The following is a 22,797-nucleotide window of genomic DNA, read 5'->3' on the forward strand; positions in this document are numbered from 1 at the left end:
AAACATTATGCAGGCAACGGAAGAATCCAGTGTTAAGATAACGGATGAACTCAACAGGGATATTGAAAATCTGGCATTAAACATCAGGGGTTTTATCAAAAGCCAGATATCAAATTTTAAGAAAAAAGGAGCTGTTGTGGGGGTATCGGGTGGAATTGATTCAGCTGTAGCCCTTACCCTCTGTGTACAGGAACTGGGGAAGGAACAAGTTTATGGTCTTATCCTTCCTGAGAAAGAATCAGCCCCTTCAAGCAAAGTTCTGGGCACAGAAATCTGTGAAAGCCTGGGTATAGCATACGAGGAAGTCCCAATCACTCCTATTCTGGAATCCCTTAGCATTTATGAGAAGAAAGAGAAGGTTATAAAGAGAGCCTGTCCTGAATACGATCCTGAAAAACACAAAACTTCGCTAACCCTTCCGGATTTCTTTGACCAGGAACTTCTGAATGTTCCTTACATCCAGCTGATACAAAACGGTGAGACGGCCGGAAAGTACAGGTTGAAGGCAAATGACTATCTGGAGCTGATTGGGTTACAGGGTGTCAAACAGCGGTCCAGAATGATAGTCCAGTACATGTATGCTGAGAAGATGAATTATGTTGTGTGCGGCACAACCAACAAGACTGAAGTTGCCCTTGGTCAGTTTGTCAAATATGGAGATGGAGGTGTGGACCTCGAACCTCTGGCTGACTGTTATAAGACCCAGATCTACGCTCTTGGAAAACATTTGAATATCAATGAAGAGATTATGAAGCGCCCTCCAAGTGCTGACACCTGGAGCCATTATACGACTGATGAGGAATTCTACTGGCGTATGCCTATGCACATCATGGACCAGCTTCTGTATTCTCAAGAACACAATTTACCTCCTGGTGTTATTGGTGAGAACACAGGCCTGTCAACGGATAAGATCGAGAAGGCTTTAAAGCATATCAGAAGAATCAAAAACACCACAGAATATATTCGGGCTGCTCCACCTGTATATTATCTTAATAGATAATTATCTTAATAGTTAAATTGAAGGCAGCCGGTAGAAAAAAATGATTTTTTTATCCAGAGCCAGAAATAAATTATTAAGTTCATAAATAAGGTTTTACGGTTTTGCCTTCTGTAAGAACACCACAAAATCAACCATTGACAGCATCTGAACGATCTGTACTTGAGAAGATGTTCCAGACATAAATTTTTCTTTAAGACAGATAATTTGATTTAAATAAAGGTGAACTGTTATAGCCTAACATAAATTGATTCAGTAGCTTAAGTGTGCAACTATGAATACCAGGGTTTCTATTGTCCGCTGTAGTGACTATTCGGAAGTAAAAGATGCGATCAAAGAATCACTCAGCCTGATAGGCGGTCTTGAGCCTATTATATCTCCCGGCAACCGAGTACTGCTTAAGCCAAATGTCCTTTCCATTCGACCTCCGGAGGATGCTGTCACCACTCATCCGGCAGTTGTCGCTGCAATGTGCGAACTGGTCAAAGAGGCAGGAGGCGTTCCGGTAGTGGGTGATGGGTCCGGAATTATAAGACCTGGGTCTGCCAGTACTTCGCAGGCGTTGAAGGTATCAGGTATTGAAGCTGTTGCTTTCAGTTGTAGTGCAGAACTAATCAATTTTGAGACTTCAGGGTATGTAGAGGTTAATGTTCCTGACGCAAGGCAGTTCCCTCGTCTGCACATAGCAAAAGCAGTACTTGAAGCAGATGTAGTCATTTCCCTTCCCAAACTTAAGACACATGAGCTCACGCTTTATACGGGAGCGGTCAAAAATTTCTTTGGGACCATTCCTCAGAAAACAAGAAAACAGGCACATGCCCTTGAAGACCGTAACCGTTTTGGGAATGCCGTTGTTGATATATATTCTGTTGTCAAGCCACAGATCTCAGTTATGGATGGCGTGATCGGAATGGAAGGAAATGGCCCTTCGGGAGGTACGCCTGTAAAGGCAGGAGTGGTAATGGCAAGTTATGACTGCGTGGCTCTGGATATCATAGCTTCCGAGCTTATAGGGATAGACCCTATGAAAGTTCCTACAAACAGAGCTGCAATCTCAAGAGGTTTTGGGACGGAACATCCAGAGGTTGCTGGCACACCTCTGGAAGAGGTAAAAGTCAGGTTTAAAAGCCCCGAGGGTGGAGTTACTGCTTATGTCCCTTCTTTTCTAATGAGGATACTTCGAACTCAGTTAACTTTAAAACCTTTTATCAATACCTCAAACTGTAAACTTTGCAAAGCCTGCATTTTGAACTGTTCGGTACATGCTATTGAAGAAACAGGCAGTGCACTCAAAATCAATCAGGAAAAATGTATCCAGTGTTACTGCTGCCGGGAATTATGCCCCAGCGACGCGGTAGAAATAAAGAAATCGATGCTTTTAAAGCTTGTGACAAGGATTAAACGCTAAAGAAAAGTTTATTTAAATATCAGTTTCTGTATAATATTCTCTCATATTTCGAATACTGGGCGCAAGAAAGGGTACTTTCTGGTGAAAGAGTATGATAAGCAACGATTATTTTTTCATTGTAAAGTTAGGAAGGCAACACTATGATATCCAATAGAGATAAAGTGACTTTTGGTGAAGTAGCCAGTCATTACCATAGTAATAAAATCTTATTTGGATTCAGGTATCTGAAGAACTGGTTTTTAGAACAGCTTGCGTCAGTTTTTCCTGTTCCTTCCTGGAGGGCAAAATTTCACAAAATGAGGGGAGTAAATATTGGGAAAAACGTATACGTCGGTTATGGTGTAGTTTTTGATAGGCTCCACCCCGAGCTAATCACAATTGGAGATTATGCAGAAATTGGTGACCGGTGTATACTGTCTGCCCATACAAGAGGCAGTTTGACTACAAGACAGGCGTATCCGAGAACTATGGCTCCAATAAAAATAGGACGCGGGGTTTCTGTAAATCCCGGATGCATAATTACTCAAGGGGTTGAAATTGGAGAAAATTCCATAATTGGGATTGGGTCCGTAGTTACTCGAGATATCTCTCCAAACAGTCTTGCTCTTGGTTATCCTGCCAGAGTTGTTAAAAAGCTTGATGGTGTAGGTGATCTTCAAACATGATTTTGACAGTTCTTGCTGTTTTCTCGGAGGTTTATACTTTTTATATCTCCTCTTATTTTAAAAGTTCAAATTCTTTCTTCTGACTTTTATTCTGGCAATTCAAAGTTTTATCCCACATTCCGCAGTATTTTTTCGAAATTTAACATTTTTCCTGATAGCGTTTTTGAAACAGATTCAAGGAATTTTGACTATTAAAGTAACTTGGTGAAAATTGATTGATATCGTTTTTAGATCTCTAAATACCTCACATAGTTGCTTTTACTTCATGCATAAAAGTCCAATAAATCGGCGTTAGATTCAAAATCGATAGCAAGAAAAATTATGAAATTTGAAATTTTCCTGCGGAAAGTGGGTTTTATCTATAAGTCTTATATTTTCTGCTCTCGGTAGCTAACTCCCAGGCCCTGAGTATGTTGTTTAAAGAAGAAACGAGCCGTAAAAATGAGATGAAAGATGAAAACGAAAGTCACTTTTCGGGTCTGTATTTGAACTCGAAACCAAGTTTATCCAAGGCAAACAGTGCCATCATTAGCACAAAGCAAACAAAAAAGACTGATACAAAAGATGCTATTACATAATGAATAAATCCAGTTTCCTGAAAACCTACATCCATCAATGAGAATATGCTGGTCTTTCCGTTATATATTGGGTATAAGTACTCAGTACCACCTTCCCCTATATCATCAAGCAATAAATGCGTAAGAAAAGCAGCTTCTCCAAAGAGCCCCAGGTATATTGCCTTTCCAGATTTCCCATATGCAAGATATCCAGCAAGTGTTCCTAACAGGAGTGCAGTAGAACTAAATAGAAATGAATGTGTTGCTATCGGGCCGATCCAGCAATGTTCGAAAGTGCCGTTTACTGGTAGGTTATATACAATCATAATATCTGGAAATAGTGTGCATAAACTGCCTACAAAGAGGAGCAACAGGAGTTGTGGCAGATCCCCGGATGAAAGCTCTCTGCGAAAAATTGATTTGACAATGGCGTAGACTGCTACTGCACTGACACAGAATATAAAAAACAGAAAATGTGCAACTGGATAGGGCATAACAAAACACTTTTTTAAATATATATATTTATCAAGGAAGATGTTTCGAATATATATGATTTGCTACAAACATAATATGAAAATTTAATAAGAATATTTATTTTTGCAAATACTATTTCTTTTGTTATCGGTTAAAGAATTTTATGCATAACCTCTAATACCAAATATAAAGACTTTCTAACAGAATCCTTTTAGATGTTGCATAAATGTTGATAAACGATAGCATTTTTTTGACATTTTGTTCCTTAACTTAAAATTTTAAGTTTTATAAGTAGGAGATCTTTTAATAATTTTATTGGGTGAGTTAAAATCCATTTTTATTTAAAATAATCTGAAGCTCAGAAACTTAATAGAAAGTCTCTCATCTTCGTCTTGGTCTATATCCAGATTGAGTGCCCAGGCAATCCGTACACCAGTTATCATAGCGATTGAAATAAAGTAGTAATAAATTTCACTTAGATTCATTTTTTCCACCTTTTGTTTTCTTACCTTCTTTACAAAGATGACTAAAAATTTTAATTTCTATCCCATTATTTTTTATCATGTTTGCGATAACAGCCCTTAGATTTCTTGCACACAGTTCTCTCAAAATAGTTATTAATTTTTTTATAATTAGTCCTCTATAATAATTTAGCTTTAATCCTTATCTTTAGGGGTTTCGTTAAGGATTTGAGTAGATTTCGATTTATACTGGATTTCGATAATTAGTAGAGGCAACTTCTTTCATTTTGCCATGTTGGTCTAACTAATAAAACCAAAACAAAGAACTCTTTTATCAATTCAAACAAAAAAATATATATTTTTCTATTTGAAGTGATGTTTGTTGCCCAATTATACCATCTAAATACAGCCTTTACGATTTTATATAAGGACAAAAAATAAAAATAATAGAGTTATAATTATTCAGACTTTATAGTCTATTAATGTACTAATTGGGAACTCTAATATCAAAGAAATAAGTACCTGACCAAATCAAAAAGAAACTCTGGAGGTGGCTATTCAAGATCTAATTGAAGTTATCCTGTTGAACGCCGTGAGAATGCCTAATAATGGGTAAACAATTCTTTCTAATTGTAGAAGTATATGTTCTAATTTTGCAGAAAGCTTCTGTCCCTATATAATTCTGCATGTCTCTAATATTTCTTATGTAATTTTCATAATTTGGTATCTATTTCTCTCGTTTATTCTCAAAATGAGTCTCAAATCTGTCAGAAGGAAACTCAAATTTGTCAGGAATCTCGATGCCTGTTCTTTATTTCAAAGTACAAGTTCATTTTTCTCAGAAGTTTATTTTTACTTAGCCCTATTAGTCGATAAAAATTAATAATTGGAATTATAAAAGTATAAATATCAGTAAAAATTTATATGAGATTCACAGTTAAGGTTTGTGCTTAATATTCAGCGGGTAGAATACCATCCTATGATGTTTTTTGTAATATTTGTTGAATGCTCAATAAATAAAATATTTTTAAAAACTTGTTCATATATGGTCCAAATCTCATAACATATATAAGTAATGACGATATAAACAATGGCAATTCTTTAGTCTGATAAGTATAAAGGGAACACGTTTTTCATAAAAATGCCATGAATGAAAAAAATTAAAAAAAAGTTATCTGCCATAGATAATTACCTGTCATCATTAATGTATTCTCTGGCTGACTATTTGTGCAAAAGCCTGTAGAAAGTAGTTAAAAAACTATGCAAATAACTCTGAACTCACCTTTACTTGAAAAAGGAGTAATTCTGTGAAAAAACTACTTAAGTCCCATAATATGCAAAAAAAACCGAGCTCTATAACCATCACTTCAGCTCTAATTCTGACTTTACTGGTAACTTCTCCTTCAATTACAAGAATTAAAGAAGTAATCCAAGAAAAAGAAGAACTAAAAAAACTTCGGTTATATATTACAATCCCAGTCTTGGGCATAGCTTTAGCCGAACTTTTGTTCTTTTCGGACAGGACAGCGGCAGCAGCCTGTGTGCATATCGGAATCCTGATTGCCCTATCTCTTTCTAATATATTCACGGAAGATCCCAAAATCCACAACTTATACATGTCTTTAATGCTTCTCCCGCTCCTTAGACTTGTGAACCTTTCAGTGCCAATTTTTTTAGACACCACTCTTTATACTTTTATCTTTACATACGCTCCCCTGGCAGTTGCAGCAGAAATTGTAATAATATATCAGCAGATCTCTTTCGAAGAGATTGGCATTACTACAAAGAATTTACCCATTTATATGGTTCTCTCGGTGCCTCTAGGTTTTCTTCTTGGACTTGGAGAGTTTATGACCATCAAGGTAGGATCTCTGATCCCTGATGTCACTTTCGGAAATTTCCTTGAACTCTTTTCTATTATGGTCTTATTTGTAAGCCTGGTCGAGGAACTCATCTTCAGGTCAATCCTCCAGACCAGATTTGAGAAGCTGCTGGATGCGCGATGGGCCCTGGTAGTTACAAGTTTTCTGTTTGGTCTCATGCACTCAGGATACGGTACCTTCTACGAGATTTTCTATACCAGCTTTGCAGGCTTCGTTATAGGCTTTGCCTTTTACAGAACAAGAAGTCTGCCGTTTGTCGTCCTCCTGCACGGCTTTGCCAATGTCTTCCTTTTCGGGGTCCTGCCTCATGATATAGGCTGGTCATGGTTCTGAACTTTTTTAGAAATTTCCTAAATTAGTTTTCCAAAAACTTGGATCATTTTTAATTTTCTTTTCTTTTGTCATTTATAGAACTAACTCAAAATTCTCCATAAATCTTAATAATGAGAGCGGCTGTTTTAAGAAAAGCCTAGAGGAAAAAATCGAAAAAGTAAAAATGAAGTTGTCATATATTTATTGGATTCGGAAAAAAGTGTCTTTTTAAAGTTTTATTCAGATGAGTTCTATGGCTTTATAAGCAACAATCATTACGAAGCATAAAATCAAAGGTATAACTGCCAGGTTAAAAGAGTTCTCAAGATGGCTATTCCATATTTTGGATGAGGAAAGGATCTCTCTTAAAGAATACAATATAAACAGACCTGCAACCACTAGGGCACTATATTGTGGAAGGCCAGTATTTATATTTATAGAAATTTCACTCGGAGAAATCGAACTTGAAGAAATTGCACTTGGCAAAATAATGCTAGAACATGCACTGCTTAGCAACATAAAAATACCTGACTAATTTAGCATTTATAAATAAATATTTTAAATATATTGAAGCAATGATACAATAAATAGTTTTTCTTCTAGTTTTTTTGGATTAGAATAGTGATATCTCATGTATTAAAGCTCCAAATTATTGATATCATTTATTTTTCAGCAATATTAAAAACTTGAGCAAAAACGTTTCTCTAAGTAATAGTCTATTTTAGAACTATAATTGTAAGTTTTGTAGATTTCGATATCGACTTAAATAAAAAAGTTGTGTACATATGGATTGGATTTTGAATATTTAAAATTTGTATTATGAAAATAGAAAATATAAGGAGATTTTCCGAAAAGCAAGCGTTGGGAAATTAAGATTTCCTGCAGCTAGCATTTCAGAGTACTCGCTTAATAATACATCTAAGCCTTTAGCTGTATACTAATTGAAGTTTTGGCACTTGATCCTTATTCCCGATGTCGTTACTGTAGAAAGCTATATAGTTATTGCTTTCTGTGCGGGCTTTTATCAGGAATCCGGTGTTCTCATATTTTCCGCTGGTGTACTCTTTTACAAGGTCGGTTACATCCAGGTTGTAATACCTGTTATCAGGAAGGGTACTACCTTTGATGGTCAGGGTGGCATAAGGAGTGCTTCCCTGTAAAACACCATTTTTGTCGTACCAGTCTCCTCCGGGATTCTTCCAGGAAATGCCTTTGTCCCTTTTATTCCAGCTTACATAGCTTGGGTTCCATGCAGAAGCAGGCCTGTAAATTTCGACTATAGTGTCAGAAGGCCTTGAGCTTCCTTCAGGATAATACCAGTATAGAGAGATAGCGGCATTACTAACTTCTGTAGAACCAGTGTACTCACTCAGATCAAACCGTATTATATCCCTATACCTTACATTGCTCATTCCCCCTACGTCGATGTAGGGTGAACTTTGGAAGACAGTGTCAGGAGAAGCTTGACGCAAACGGTTGTCATTTGCACCAGTTACAGTCACAGTCACTGCAGGTGCTTTCTTTGTTACGGAAAACTTTGGCTCCTGGTTTACATTCCCGATATCACTGCTGTAGAAAGCAATGTAGTTGTTGCTCTCTGTGCGGGCTTTTATCAGGAATCCGGTGTTCTCATATTTTCCGCTGGTGTACTCTTTTACAAGGTCGGTTACATCCAGGTTGTAATACCTGTTATCAGGAAGGGTACTACCTTTGATGGTCAGGGTGGCATAAGGAGTGCTGCCTTGCAAGACACCATTTTTGTCGTACCAGTCTCCTCCGGGATTCTTCCAGGAAATGCCTTTGTCCCTTTTATTCCAGCTTACATAGCTTGGGTTCCATGCAGAAGCAGGCCTGTAAATTTCGACTATAGTGTCAGAAGGCCTTGAGCTTCCTTCAGGATAATACCAGTATAGAGAGATAGCGGCATTACTAACTTCTGTAGAACCAGTGTACTCACTCAGATCGAACCATATTATATCCCTATACCTTACATTGCTCATTCCCCCTACGTCGATGTAGGGTGAACTTTGGAAGACAGTGTCAGGAGAAGCTTCACGTAAACGGTTATCAGATACTTTGACCGGAGAAACTGAAGGTTCTTCAGGTATGGGACTTTCCTGTGGTATTATACTAATAAGTCCTGTCACAGTACTGCTGCCTGCGGCATTGCTTGCAGTAAATACAACTGTATAGTTTCCTGCCGTTGAATAGGTATGTACCGGATTCTGGAGTGTTGACTTTGTTGTACCGTCTCCAAAGTTCCAGTTCCATGTGGTTGGTGAGCCTGTACTTTTGTCAGTAAATGTAACTTTTAGTGGGGCATTACCTGAAACTGTTGATGCTGAATAAGCAGCAACAGGAGCTTTAAGTGTCTGTGTTCCGCTAATGGAAGCGTTTTGGATATTTTTGATTATGATCTCTGAGCCTGGTTTTGAAGGATATACATTGGCAAAACTATTATTTTGTATTTTGACTTCTCCATTTTTGAAGGAATTTCCGTCAATGTATATTCCTTCCCTTTTCACATTCTCAAAGATGTTATCAGAAATTTTTAAGTTTACTCCGTTTATAAGGAACTTCTGATATACTCCCTGCTCCGATAGGTTACTGAACGTGTTCCCACTTATTACTATATTCCTAAAGCTCTCTGAATAGGGGAAAGCAACTCCATACTTACCACCGGTCTGATGATTGTTAATAATTTCGAGTTTTTCTCCTATTCCACTGTCTAGACCTTCGTAAGTATATCCATTAGTTTCTTTAATATAATTATCTTTTATTAAATGTACTCCATCATTTACACTTCCTCTTCTTGCAACTGCCCCATATCCGCCATATACTTCATTTCCTGAAAACACTGATTGAAGCGTACCGTCAGAAAAAGCAAAAAAATCTGGTTTTAAATATATTTTATTATTAGTTACTATATAATTAATTGTCACAGGATGAGCATCGATTGCATGTGAGCCTGAAATGTTTGCCCCTACTATTGTATTTTCAGATATTTCGACATCTCTGTTTAAGGCTTTACGTTCATCCGTATTGCCTGTTATGGCATGCCTGCAGTTTTCTATGCGATTATTTTTGATATCAACAAATGCCGATGCACTCCATACTCCTACTCCATATCCGCTTCCTGGATAAATTGAATTGTAAATTTCATTATTATTTACATCCACATTAAAACAGGAATACAGTGAAACAGCAGCGAATCCGCTGTCTTTAAACCAGGAGTCAGTAACAGAGCTGTCCTTACAATATTCTAAAGCCAGACCTTCATGAAGCTTTGTAGCACCACTATCCTGTACTCTTATATTTTTTACATGAACCTGTATAGGTCTGTATATTTCAGCCTGGACAGTTTCACTTAATTTATAGTCCCTTAGAAGTGGCTGATTTAAGGTGACAACGTTTCCGCTGACGCTTTTTACCGTATACATTTCTCCTGTCATCTGATCAGGATAATCTAATGGACACCACTGAACGTTTTTCCAGATCTTTATCAGGTCATTCTGACGAACCTGCGAAGCATCTGTTAAAGTTATTTGAGAGGAACCTTTTTGAGCGTTAACAGAGAGTGATTTTTTTGTAATCAACGAACCTGTAAAATAAAGTCCATTTTGATAACCTTCTCCCGTTTGAATATGAAGATTCACTTTTCCTTCGCCTGTTATATTCAGGCTCTTATCTTTTTGATATATCCGCTTTGTAATGTAATAATCTCCCTCGCGGATAATTATAGTATCTCCACTTTTTGAGTTATCCAGCGCCGCCTGAATACAGGCTGCATCATTTGCATAATTAGATGTCAGGTAAAGACCGGAGACTGCTGGTTCAGCATCATCATCAATTATAATGTTTGAGGCCAAAGCAACAGGACTACTGAATGTGAGATACAAGAGAGCAAGAACAAATACTGTCAAATAATTTCTTAAAGTTTTCATTAAAAAGCCCCCCAAAACGTGATTTGGTTTCGTTATAGAATTTCTCCATAGTATCCACTCAACCATAAATCCAAAGACGGTAGATATTGAAACCAATCCTCATTGGCGATGAAAATATAATCTCCCTTTAAACCCCCGTTCAAAAAGGGAAATATATTTCATATGATTGAGCAAATTGATGTGTTTTTTTAATACACAGTTCAAACTTAATGAGTCTTTTTTAATGTGGCTTTATATACTTCTCACCTTTTCAAAAGACAGGTGTTAATTAATGGTTTTTATTTGATTATACATTGGATCAATTAACCTCATATTTTGATTAAGGCTAAGAGTGGAATGTATTACCATATGATGCAGAGAAATTTCCCCCTTATTTCTCCTGAAAAAGTTGAGAAAGTATCTTAAATAGAAATTGATCCTTCTTATATAAAAAACTTGCCCAGTTAATATACTCTACTTCTTATTCTACAGATCTATTATGTGTTCATAACTTCATCTCTGCATAAATATTTCTAGATACATGCAATTGCATTTAGATTGGTCAAAGGTCTGTATACATCCATAAAAATTTTCTTAAAGTTATTTCATCACTCTTACATACTACTTAGAAATCATGTAAAAAATATATTGTATGTTTCCGCAGTAATTTTTAACTCTATTATACTCTATTTAATGTAAGTTCTTTCAACAACTCTTGTGGCAAATTTAATGTTAGAGCTCATCCCGAAACTGATTTTTATTTACACATCGAACTGATCTCAAAACTCAAAAACTACTTCTTTGAATTTCGTTTTGAAAGAAACAATCGAACTACTGATCAGGAAAATAGTTATGGATACCTTCCAATATGGGAATAAAAATGGCTTTTGGGATAGATTCTTATAATAATGATCCCGTTTCAAAATTACCTCTAATCCATCTGAGTTAATATTTCGGAGTAGATAAATTAAGATCAGTAGAACTAAACAGAACATCTACTTTTAGTCAAAAACATGAATAGTCGGAATTTTGAATCAGCTCAATAATAAAAATAAGAATTTTGTCAGTCTTCCGAAACTAACTTTCCATTTCTATAGTAAATTGTTACTGTTGATTGTGATCTGTCTCCAAAGTTCCAGTTCTATGTGGTTGGTGAGCCTGTACTTTTGTCAGTAAATGTAACTTTTAGCGTTGATTTTCCTGAATTATTGATGCTGAACAAGCAGTAACAGGAGCTTTAAGTGTCTGTGTTCCGCTAATGGAAGCGTTTTGGATATTTTTGATTATGATCTCAGAGCCTGGTTTTGAAGGATATACATTGGCAAAACTATTATTTTGTATTTTGACTTCTCCATTTTTAAAGGAATTTCCGTCAATGTATATTCCTTCCCTTTTCACATTCTCAAAGATGTTATCAGAAATTTTTAAGTTTACTCCGTTTATAAGGAACTTCTGATATACTCCCTGCTCCGATAGGTTACTGAACGTGTTCCCACTTATTACTATATTCCTAAAGCTCTCTGAATAGGGGAAAGCAACTCCATACTTACCACCGGTCTGATGATTGTTAATAATTTCGAGTTTTTCTCCTATTCCACTGTCTAGACCTTCGTAAGTATATCCATTAGTTTCTTTAATATAATTATCTTTTATTAAATGTACTCCATCATTTACACTTCCTCTTCTTGCAACTGCCCCATATCCGCCATATACTTCATTTCCTGAAAACACTGATTGAAGCGTACCGTCAGAAAAAGCAAAAAATTTTGGTTTTAAATATATTTTATTATTAGTTACTATATAATTAATTGTCACAGGATGAGCATCGATTGCATGTGAGCCTGAAATGTTTGCCCCTACTATTGTATTTTCAGATATTTCGACATCTCTGTTTAAGGCTTTACGTTCGTTTGAGTTGCCTGTTATGGCATGCCTGCAGTTTTCTATGCGATTATTTTTGATGTCAACAAATGCCGATGCACTCCATACTCCTACTCCATATCCGCTTCCTGGATAAATTGAATTGTAAATTTCATTATTATTTACATCCACATTAAAACAGGAATACAGTGAAACAGCAGCGAATCCGCTGTCTTTAAACCAGGAGTCAGTAACAGAGCTGTCCTTACAATATTCTAAAGCCAGACCTTCATGAAGCTTTGTAGCACCACTATCCTGTACTCTTATATTTTTTACATGAACCTGTATAGGTCTGTATATTTCAGCCTGGACGGTTTCACTTAATTTATAGTCCCTTAGAAGTGGCTGATTTAAGGTGACAACGTTTCCGCTGACGCTTTTTACCGTATACATTTCTCCTGTCATCTGATCAGGATAATCTAATGGACACCACTGAACGTTTTTCCAGATCTTTATCAGGTCATTCTGACGAACCTGCGAAGCATCTGTTAAAGTTATTTGAGAGGAACCTTTTTGAGCGTTAACAGAGAGTGATTTTTTTGTAATCAATGAACCTGTAAAATAAAGTCCATTTTGATAACCTTCTCCCGTTTGAATATGAAGATTCACTTTTCCTTCGCCTGTAATATTCAGGCTCTTATCTTTTTGATATATCCTTTTTGTAATATAATAATCTCCTTCACGGATAATTATGGTATCTCCACTTTTTGAGTTATCCAGTGCCGCCTGAATACAGGCTGCATCGTTTGCATAATTAGATGTCAGGTAAAGGCCAGAAACTGCTGGTTCAGCATCATCATCAATTATGATGTTTGAGGCTAAATCAGCAGGACTATTGAATGCGATATATAAAAGAAATAAAAGAGCAAGAACAGATATTACTAAATAAGTTCTTAAGGTTTTCATACTATACATTAAATAATTTAGCCATTAGTATATAGGATTTACGTATTTGAGGTACAAATCAAATACATTTTACTTGAGATTAATATCATATTTTAGACATTCTGAGATCTAAGGCGTATATATTTAATAGTTTTTAAGCCGTCATAAATTATTAAACTCCATAAGATAATTAGTATGGAGACTTGTGTTAACATCAGATCGTCTAGAAATGTTCTTCTTTTATAAATTTTCATCTGGGGTTGGTTTCGCCCTCAGTATAATATATTAAAAGCAAAAGAAGTTTTAGATAAAAACTCAAACTATTAGCTATTCTAGAGAAAAAGGTGTGGAAACTTTACTGAAAGATAGGAATCAAATAATTTAAATAGCTTAAAGTATTTTTATTAATATTCAGTGTGTCAAAAATATGTCTACTGATGATGGTTTGGAGTTGCTTAATATATATAATCGCCGATCTATCACTCCAAAAAAGATACTCGATCAATAGCCGATAATGTCAAAAATAATTTTCCAGTACATTAACTCATTAAATTGTAATGTGATGGCTAACGATGTTGTCTTACAGAAGCAGAATATTTTTGCATAATTTCTTAATAATTTTATGCATTAATCCAAACCTCTTCATGTATACTGGAGAATTAAGATTGTAATAATCTCCAATACTGTATAAATCTCTAACACTGTATAAATGTGTGGGAAAGTAACTTTAAAATTAATTTGTCAATACTCCTGTACAAATTCGGTAAAATAACTGAGTATTATATTATTATAGTAAGCCAAACAGTAGAACTACTTGGCAGTAGCTAATGAGAGAATCCAAAGTTCAGCAAAACTAACTCCTGAAAAACAGACTTAATATTTTGATAGATTGCAATCTACCAGCAAGTCATGGAATATAAAATTGTCTAGTAAGTAATGAAATAAATATATCTGGAACTTTTAAAGGTTGACTACTGTATAAATAAGAATGATTCAGCTCTAAATACAGGAATAGTAGTTGATGATGGCAGTACATAACTGAATCTGTTCTGGGTACTTTTCCTCTTTAAAATGAACAATTTAAGTTATAGCATATAATATAATTTAATTAGATAGTGAAGTTGTAAGTTTCAAGTAAAATTTAATTTAATAATGTGAATAAAAACCTATAAAATTTACGAGAAATCATGTCTGAAATAGTAAGCAAATCACTTCAAAAAATAGCTAAAGGGTCCGCCTTTGTATTCATTGGAACAATTGTAAGTTTATTGTTGGGATTTTTAGCCAGAATAATTATGGTAAGATTTTCCACTCAAAGTGAATACGGAGTTTTCTCATTATCACTTACTATAATATCTATTTGTACAACAGTTTCCGCACTTGGGTTAGAAGAAGGAGCCACAAGATATATTGCATACTTAAGGGGCAAAAATGAAAAAAATGACGTTCAGGACACAATTTCTTCATCTATAATAATTGTACTGATGGCAAGCATCTTAGTAACAGCTTTGATTTATTTTGCATCAGATTTTCTAGCAATGAGAGTATTTCATGATCCAAATATCTCATTTGTACTTCAAATAATGGCAATATCAATTCCCTTTGCAGTTCTAATAAATCTAATTGTATCTATATTTAGAGGCTTCGATAAAGCCTCGATAAAGGTTTATTTTGGTAATATTTTACGACCAGGGGTATACCTTTTACTTCTCTTAATAGTAGTTTTCTTTAATCGCTCATTTGTTGAAATGGTTTCAACATATGTAATTTCTCTTTTAATTACTTTTTTAATACTTATTGCATATTTTATTAAAAATTCTCCAATTGAAATCATCTTGAGAAAAGGTCGTGTTAATTATCACACAAAGAGTTTGTTGCGATTTTCGATTCCTCTTCTTATAGTAAGTCTTCTATTAGCAGTAATGAGTTGGACAGATACACTGATGCTCGGGTTTTTCAAAACTACTGAAACCGTGGCAGCTTATAGTGCAGCATACCCTCTAGCTAACCTTTTATCTCCAGGAATCAACTCTATCGGATTCCTCTACGTACCTATTATTTCTTATATGTACAGCAAAAATAATATAAAAGACATAGGGACTCTTAATGAAAGTTCAACAAAGTGGTGTTTTATAATAACTTTGCCCATATTTTTTATATTATTTGTATTTCCAGAGTTTACACTGAATCTTTTTTATGGTTCCCAGTATATTAAGGCCAGCAGCGTTTTGCAAATTCTCTCATTAGGGTTTATCGTTAATTCTTTTTTTGGATTAAATTATTACACACTTACGGCAATTGGTAAGTCCCGTCTATTAATGAATTGCTCTTTGATTAGTGCTGCTTCAAACATAATTTTAAATTTAATACTAATTCCACCTTTTGGTATGTTTGGAGCAGCGATTGCGTCAGCAATTTCTTTTACGTTAATAGAAATATACATGACTTTAAGATTATACAAATTTCTCAAAATTCATCCGTTTACTCAAAAATATGTAAGGTTCACTATACTGGCAACTTTGCTGATAGCAGTATTTTACATCTTCAGGAACTTATTCATACAAACATTATGGACAGTCTCGATAGTTTATATTTTATTTTTAGTAACATATTCAATGTCAATATTAATTACAAATTCTCTGGACATTGAAGATAAGAAAATATTGATACAAATAGAAGAAAAAATCATTACCAACTTTCCGATTATTAAAAAATTCATTAATATTTAAATAACCTGCCATCATATCCTCTTATTAGAGAGCTTACCTAAACTCAAAATTTATTTCTTTAATAGCGAGTTTGTTTCAAAACTACCCTCAATCCTTCCATGCCAATTTTTGGAGGGGATAAATAAAGATCTTTAGAACTAAATAAAATAGGTACTTCTGGTCAAATACATGGATAAGCGGAATTTTGAAACCAGCTCAGCAATAATAAATACGAAATCATCTTACAAGACTTGTCAACTTTAGTAATTCATTTTTATATTAAAATAATGGCAGATTTCAAGAAAAAAAGAATGTGTATATAAGTCTGCTTAGATTGTTTGAATTTGGAGTTAGTTACAGTTGAGTGACATCACATTTCCTTATTTTTTAGTTTGTTAGAGGCACGCTTCGATATTAATAAACCACATTTGAGAAATTTAGAAGGCACTTAATAACGGATCTAATTTTTTCGATATATATCACAAATCAATGAGGCACTCGAATATTTATTTGATTTTCTTTTTAATTTGAAGTCATAGCTCTTTTATAAATCTCAATAGTCTTCTTTGCAATATTATCCCATGACAAATCGGTCTTCAATTTTATATAAGCTCTCTCGCCCATATTTTTCCTTAAAGTATTATCATTTAATATTTTGATAATGGCTTTTGCCAACTCATCAGAATTTCTGGCAGGCACAATTAATCCTGTGACTCCATCATCTACAATCTCTGGAATGCTTCCAACATCTGTTACTACTACCGGTTTTTTAAAGCTATAGGCGGTTGGAATTACGCCACTTTGAGATCCCTCTATGTAAGGCAGAACAATAACACTGCTCCTTTGGAATAGCTCTGCACCTTCTTGATACGAAATCCTGTAGTTATGAACAATAAAGTTTTCTTTATTTACCATCATATCCTGATATTTTTCGAAATCTTCACCTGTTCCTGCAATAATTATCTTCGCATTCGGAATTTCTCTCGTGATTGTAGGTTCTGCCTCAATTAAATACTTCAATCCCTTATATTCATAGATCCTACCAAAAAATAATATGAGGTTATTATCTTCTTTTAAATCCGGTTTTTCGTACATTTTAAATGGTTCAGTTTCATGTTCTCCAATAGGGACTGAATTCACTATCTTGCTTGAAATATTATATTCAGTTAAAATCTGGTTTTTTAATCGGTTTCCATGAACTATTATTTGGTTTGAATATTTTCGTAACAGGTATGGTATGAAATTTCTAATTCTGCTATATTCGCCTAAATGTGGTTTAATGTCATGAAATGTAGTGATCAGTGGATACTTCATCAGAAACAGTATAAATGGTAAATTAAATAAGCTGACCCCTCCACCAATTTGAATGTGTACAATATCGGGGTCAAAGTTTTTAATTTTCTTTAAAAAACTATTTAAAATAAATAAATTTTTATGGGTATATAATGAGTAGTCTTTACCTAAAAACTCTAAATAGATATTTTCATTAACATTATCCAAAGACTCATGTTGGTATTTATAAGAAGAAACAATTATCATAACTGACTCTGTCTTACAGAGTTCATTAGCTAATTGAACTTGGTAATCAAGGAAATTACCATAAATCAATATTTTCATAAAATACCTCGTCACCTTTATTCAAAACATATAATTTGTTCTGATTTTTGTAGACAATTTCAGTACTTAGCTTCTCATTTTATTATTTTTGATAGCTGGAGGAGAATTTGAAATTTAATTAATATTATGAAGGAATAAACCTAAATTAGCCTAAATTCTATAAATCCTAAAAGATTATTTTTCAATAATGGCATTTTAGGTCTTATTTAACCCTAATTAAGCTTGGAATCAGGTTATGTGTATATGGCGTTATATCCATTAGAATAGATTATATGTTTCTGATTAATTATCGGTAATAATTCGGAAATATTCTCATGACCATACATGTCTGAGTCCCTTTTACTTAATACGCCATAAATAATATTTGGATATCTAAAATAAATATAAGAGTTGACGCACCTATTTCTTTCGTCGTATAAGCATTTTTGGTCGGGCATCATACCATAACCCGCTAGTACAAATGTAACTGCAGTTTCGTCTGCATAAATATTCATAGTATTATTTCTGTTTTGAGATAACCACACACTTCCATGAACATCTTGAATTGGAATATAATACCTATAAAGAAGCATGCTACTATTTACTCCACCTTCTTTCATAGAGTCTAGACTCAACGAAACGGAAGTAGGGTTGTCTTTGGTTATCTCTTGAACAAAACCAATATTAAGCAATAAAAATAACGCCAGAAATACGGATAAGAATTTAAGACCAATTATATTATGAGAATCAGGTACAATATGTTGCATTGCTCTATCTGCAAATTTAAAAACTACTAGCCCCCCTAAAATACAAAATAATGACAGGAAAATTGTAGAGATATGAAAAAACCTGTATATATTCATACCTGTAGATGAAGTGACAAGAAAAACTATCAATGAACATGCACATGCTAAAGAAAGCGCCATATATTCTTTTGAAAATTTGACACCACTTTTAGTTTTTGAATTTTTATATACAAACATTGAATGTACAAATCCAACTAGTATGAAAAATTGTGATGAAAAATAAACCATCCTAAGTAATTTCCCACAAAGTGAAGGAGTTGACTTGGTAGCCAAAGAAACTGTACTTGTTTGAAATATTTCATAAGCGATACTGTGATACACATTCTCCAAAAGATTTAATACAGTATCAAATATTGACCCACTTGATATATATATATGCCACCCAATTGCACAAATGATGAAAAGAAAGATAGTCCTTGGATTAAATATTTCACTTTTCTTATTTGAATAAACTAAAAATATGTATCCTATAAGACTAAGAAAAATAAATAAATAAGACAATCCATAATGAGATATTACCAATCCAACAGAAAAAATTGTGTAAAGTAATTTTTTCTTAGGAGCTTCGTAATTAGAAATCATTACTAGAACAATAAGTACAAGAAATATTTCTGCTATCTCTTGCCTTGCTAAAGCTAACATTTCTGTATAATAAGGGTATACAGACATAAAATAAAATACCGAAAAGAAAGCTACTTTTGAATTGTTAATTTGCTTCTTGTATATTAGATATATTCCAAGAGGTGTAAATGAAAACAAAAAAGGATATACAATTTTAAAAACATATGTAAGACTAAGGTCACATATATTCGAATAAATTGGAGCCAGCACTACAATACTCAACATTGCATTTATATTTCTTGGAATATCATGGTCCCATACACCTGACATCATCACAAGATTTGAAGCATAATACTCCTGATGAATGTCGAAACCATATAAAGTTGAAGAAATTAGAGAATTATGATACAATAAAGAAATTGAAAGGACAAATATAATCATAGGGTACATTAATTCTGGAATTAATTTTTCGAAAAATATTAAGAAAATAATTGAGTCGATGAGTAATATTGCAAAAAGTAAAAGAATATTTGAGTGATAATAATTAACCAGATAAGTACCAAATATAACTGAAAAAAGAACTATAACTAAATAAATGATTGATGGGAGCATACTATAATTAAATGTGACAAATGAGGGGTTGTGAACATCATTTTTCTCCCGAATATAACATACTATAAAAAGTATTGAAACTATTAAAAAAATCATACAAAATAATGGAATAGTGGAAATAGGCCTTTTAATAAAAACAGCGCCTAACTCGTTAAGAAAAAAGCCGGAAAGCATCAAAGTAATTAAACTCAATGCAACAGTAAACATAGACTTCTCTAAAAAGGATATTTGTTTCAACCTGAGTAATCTAAGAAATAGTACGCCAGGTACAAACGTTAAATAGATGAAACCAATAACTTGTCTTATTATTGGTATTTCAAAGTTGATTACATCTAAACCAATTACACCTAGCATTGCAATGTGTATGGAGAACAAAACCAATAAAAAACTCTTTATGTTCCATTCGACAAAATTTAATGGATTTTTGATATACATGAGCATCTCTCGAATTATTATATAATGAAACCTCTGGGCACTCTAAAAATCAAATTTCATACAAACATTTTTCATATTTCTCAATACACTTTATTAATTCAAATTCAGATGCTCTTTCTAAAGACTTAGCCGAATAAACAGATCTTAAATTTTCGCATTTTAGCAACTTAATTATGGACTCTGCAAGAGATATTTCTTCTGCTGTCAAAGGATCAACCCCAGTGTACGTTTTTCCATCCATAGGTGGAACAAGTATTCCGTATTCATTATTGCCTAATATTTCTTGAGGCCCATACTTACAGTTAGTAGAAATTATAGGGCATCCACAAGCCATTGTTTCAGTTAATGCGTAAGGTAGTGCTTCCCAAAGAGAAGAAGACGCGAAAACAGTTGCTTTAGAAATATATTTAAATGGGTTATCTTTCCATTCCAGAAATATTACATCTTTTGTCAAGTGCAATTCGTCTACCAAATTTTGTAAATAAGGTTTCAATTCTCCATTTCCGCGAATAACTAACCTGCAGTTTATTTGTTCTCGTACTTTTGAAAAAGCTCTAATCAGGTGCCATTGCCCTTTTTGTTTCGCTAGTCTTCCAACATTAATAATAATAGGAATATTTTCACTAAACCATTTTTCATCCTGAACTACTTCTCTTGATAAATATTTAATCTTGTTAACATCTACTGGATTATATAACACCTTTACTTTATCAGGATTGATTTTGAAGTCCTTAATGAGTTCGTTTCGAACTCCTTCTGAAACCGCTATTACTAAATCTGCTTTATTGTAAAGTTTTTTTACAATTATCTTTGCAATTTTATCTTTCAGTGAATTTCTAAACTTCATTGACAGAGCGATATGAACCGAAATAACAGTTTTGGTATTTCTATTGCCGTAGTTAGATACTATATTTATAAAGTTGTCTAAAGTTAAAAAACTCAGCGAATATTCAGGTTTGTGTTCTCTTAATAGTTTTTTATATTCGAAGACCCCTCTCAAAAATGCATATACAAAACTTAATGCCAGAGGTTTTCGGAATTCAATCCCGAGAGATAAAGGAGGTTTGTTTGAGGGATAGGAGACTTCGTCTGTTAAGGTAACTATCTGCCTGTCTATACTCGGGCTCAGGTTAAGGCTTAACTCGGAAGCAACTCTTTCAGCTCCTCCTCCTGCAAGTGAAGTTATCAACATTAGAAGTTTAGTCAAAAGAAACAACCTCAAATAGCCTGAGATATTCGTTCGCTATAATATCCCAATCATACTTTTTTCCACTTTCCAAAGCATTGGCAGAAATTCTCTCCCTTAGGACTTCATCTCTTAAGAGTTCTAATAGAGCGTCGGAAATTTTGTCTGCATCCTTCTGATCCACTAAAATTCCATTGTATCTATCTTGAATGGCTTCCATAATTCCTTTAGTTTTTGTTGAGATAACAGCTTTTCCAGCTGCAAAAGACTCGATTAAAACAACTGGAAAGCCTTCCTGAAACCCAGAAGAATCTACAATAGAAGGGATTACAACAATATCTGCCATTATATAGTATTCATGAATGTAGATATTTTCAACAAAACCTGTAAAAATAACGTGTTCTTCCAATCCAAGATCTTTCACTTTTATTTTCAAACGCTCTTCAAGAGGACCATGTCCAACTATAATTAACTGAACATCCTTGAACGAATCAACCACTGTCCTGAAGCTCTGAATTAAGTACTCACACCCTTTGACTTCCACAAGCCGGCCGACAAATAGGACCGTAAATTTTGATTTTAGCCCATGTTTTAATTTTATGGATTCCTTATCTTTTGCACCACTAAATCTACTGAAATCAACTCCCATTGGGACTATGTGAATTTTATCTTTTGCTTTATTGGCAAATTCATTTGGAGTGCGTGATAATAGTTCATCTGCTCTATGTGAACTTACTGAAACTACGTAATCACTGTTTGCTAGAATAAACTGTATAATTTTATTACTCATAGGTAACTTACTAAGTAAAGTGACTTCAGATGAATGGATGCTGGCAATGTGTGGAATCCCTAGTAATTTGTTACACAGAGCACCAACCAAACCTTGAGGGACTAACCAATGAGAGTTTATAAAATTTATTTTTCTATTTTTTATTATTGATATTGCATATATGAGTTCACATAAAGGAAATATTGGTGCTTGTAGTTTTGCAAAGAAACTATATTTTAAATTGTATGGAACTCCGCCTCCATAAGCAAATTTCTGGAGTCTCAAAGGGTAAAAATAAGGGAATCTACAAACGTGAATACCGTAAAATTCTTCATTAAATGGAGACTTATATCTATGGGGAGCAAGAACAAATAATTCCACTTTCTCTTGAATGAGTTTGTTGGAATATAATTGTGAAATAAAGTCAGATGTTGTGCAATTTATAGGGAATGTGCTTGTAAGAATTAAACCTTTTTTCATAAGAGTCGGTCCCCTAAGCTAGTAAGATTGAAAAATTCATTAATTGTATTTTCCGGATTTCCTGTTATTACTGAACAAAGATTACGAAATTTATCAAGAGAAAGAGCACGATTTCTATATTCTATCATAAAATTCTCTCCCTATATTTAATTAATTTAT

13 protein-coding genes are annotated in these 22,797 nt (G+C 34.0%); 6 read left to right on the forward strand and 7 right to left on the reverse strand.

The features are described from left to right. The first annotated feature begins 7 nt into the window (after positions 1–7). The 3 genes from nadE (at position 8) to M886_RS08005 (ending at position 3,070) form a co-directional block, all read left to right on the forward strand. Positions 8–1,000: an NAD(+) synthase gene (gene nadE / locus M886_RS07995; protein WP_164477375.1), complete on the forward strand. Its 993-nt coding sequence runs from the start codon at positions 8–10 to the stop codon at positions 998–1,000. A gap of 271 nt (positions 1,001–1,271) precedes the next feature. Then, complete coding sequence (locus M886_RS08000) at positions 1,272–2,405, forward strand: DUF362 domain-containing protein (RefSeq protein WP_048051003.1); 1,134 nt, start codon at positions 1,272–1,274, stop codon at positions 2,403–2,405. Positions 2,406–2,545: 140 nt separating this feature from the next. Then, on the forward strand, positions 2,546–3,070 hold the full coding sequence (locus M886_RS08005) for an acyltransferase (RefSeq protein ID WP_048051004.1): 525 nt from the start codon (positions 2,546–2,548) through the stop codon (positions 3,068–3,070). A gap of 466 nt (positions 3,071–3,536) precedes the next feature. Here the strand turns inward: M886_RS08005 and M886_RS08010 are convergent, their stop codons facing one another. Continuing rightward, positions 3,537–4,121, reverse strand: a complete 585-nt coding sequence (locus M886_RS08010; RefSeq protein WP_048042187.1) for a metal-dependent hydrolase — start codon at positions 4,119–4,121, stop codon at positions 3,537–3,539. A gap of 1,922 nt (positions 4,122–6,043) precedes the next feature. Here M886_RS08010 and M886_RS08015 point away from each other — a divergent pair. After that, positions 6,044–6,778 (forward strand): CPBP family intramembrane glutamic endopeptidase, encoded by a 735-nt coding sequence (locus M886_RS08015; RefSeq protein WP_235203898.1) that lies wholly within the window; start codon positions 6,044–6,046, stop codon positions 6,776–6,778. Positions 6,779–7,100: 322 nt separating this feature from the next. After that, the gene (locus M886_RS18635; RefSeq protein WP_048042183.1) at positions 7,101–7,292 is read left to right on the forward strand and encodes a hypothetical protein; all 192 of its coding nucleotides are present in this window, start codon (positions 7,101–7,103) and stop codon (positions 7,290–7,292) included. 391 nt (positions 7,293–7,683) lie between these two features. Here M886_RS18635 and M886_RS17740 read toward each other — a convergent pair whose 3' ends face one another. After that, the gene (locus tag M886_RS17740; protein WP_084685055.1) at positions 7,684–10,701 is read right to left on the reverse strand and encodes a disaggregatase related repeat-containing protein; all 3,018 of its coding nucleotides are present in this window, start codon (positions 10,699–10,701) and stop codon (positions 7,684–7,686) included. Between the two features lie 1,164 nt (positions 10,702–11,865). Beyond that, positions 11,866–13,506: a right-handed parallel beta-helix repeat-containing protein gene (locus M886_RS08030; protein ID WP_048051005.1), complete on the reverse strand. Its 1,641-nt coding sequence runs from the start codon at positions 13,504–13,506 to the stop codon at positions 11,866–11,868. 1,166 nt (positions 13,507–14,672) lie between these two features. Here M886_RS08030 and M886_RS08035 point away from each other — a divergent pair. After that, a complete protein-coding gene (locus M886_RS08035; RefSeq protein WP_052735102.1) occupies positions 14,673–16,214 on the forward strand; it encodes a flippase in 1,542 nt (513 codons plus the stop codon). Positions 16,215–16,715: 501 nt separating this feature from the next. Here M886_RS08035 and M886_RS08040 read toward each other — a convergent pair. The 4 genes from M886_RS08040 to M886_RS08055 form a co-directional block, all read right to left on the reverse strand. After that, on the reverse strand, positions 16,716–17,810 hold the full coding sequence (locus M886_RS08040) for a glycosyltransferase family 4 protein (protein WP_052735103.1): 1,095 nt from the start codon (positions 17,808–17,810) through the stop codon (positions 16,716–16,718). A gap of 233 nt (positions 17,811–18,043) precedes the next feature. After that, complete coding sequence (locus tag M886_RS08045; RefSeq protein ID WP_160173162.1) at positions 18,044–20,122, reverse strand: DUF2206 domain-containing protein; 2,079 nt, start codon at positions 20,120–20,122, stop codon at positions 18,044–18,046. 130 nt (positions 20,123–20,252) lie between these two features. After that, positions 20,253–21,410: a glycosyltransferase gene (locus tag M886_RS08050; RefSeq protein ID WP_152558004.1), complete on the reverse strand. Its 1,158-nt coding sequence runs from the start codon at positions 21,408–21,410 to the stop codon at positions 20,253–20,255. Beyond that, the gene (locus M886_RS08055; RefSeq protein WP_048042030.1) at positions 21,403–22,638 is read right to left on the reverse strand and encodes a glycosyltransferase; all 1,236 of its coding nucleotides are present in this window, start codon (positions 22,636–22,638) and stop codon (positions 21,403–21,405) included. The genes M886_RS08050 and M886_RS08055 overlap by 8 nt, the downstream gene beginning before the upstream one ends. Positions 22,639–22,797 lie beyond the last annotated feature (159 nt).

The organism is Methanosarcina soligelidi (assembly GCF_000744315.1).
GTDB classification, from domain to species: Archaea; Halobacteriota; Methanosarcinia; order Methanosarcinales; family Methanosarcinaceae; genus Methanosarcina; species Methanosarcina mazei.

Excerpts from the sequence above, each read along its gene's own strand:
- M886_RS08005 (WP_048051004.1), top strand. The coding sequence starts at position 2,546 with ATGATATCCAATAGAGATAAAGTGACTTTTGGTGAAGTAGCCAGTCAT.
- M886_RS08010 (WP_048042187.1), bottom strand. The coding sequence starts at position 4,121 with ATGCCCTATCCAGTTGCACATTTTCTGTTTTTTATATTCTGTGTCAGT.
- M886_RS08035 (WP_052735102.1), top strand. The coding sequence starts at position 14,673 with ATGTCTGAAATAGTAAGCAAATCACTTCAAAAAATAGCTAAAGGGTCC.
- M886_RS08040 (WP_052735103.1), bottom strand. The coding sequence starts at position 17,810 with ATGAAAATATTGATTTATGGTAATTTCCTTGATTACCAAGTTCAATTA.
- M886_RS08000 (WP_048051003.1), top strand. The coding sequence starts at position 1,272 with ATGAATACCAGGGTTTCTATTGTCCGCTGTAGTGACTATTCGGAAGTA.
- nadE (WP_164477375.1), top strand. The coding sequence starts at position 8 with ATGCAGGCAACGGAAGAATCCAGTGTTAAGATAACGGATGAACTCAAC.
- M886_RS08045 (WP_160173162.1), bottom strand. The coding sequence starts at position 20,122 with ATGCTAGGTGTAATTGGTTTAGATGTAATCAACTTTGAAATACCAATA.
- M886_RS17740 (WP_084685055.1), bottom strand. The coding sequence starts at position 10,701 with ATGAAAACTTTAAGAAATTATTTGACAGTATTTGTTCTTGCTCTCTTG.
- M886_RS08055 (WP_048042030.1), bottom strand. The coding sequence starts at position 22,638 with ATGAAAAAAGGTTTAATTCTTACAAGCACATTCCCTATAAATTGCACA.
- M886_RS08030 (WP_048051005.1), bottom strand. The coding sequence starts at position 13,506 with ATGAAAACCTTAAGAACTTATTTAGTAATATCTGTTCTTGCTCTTTTA.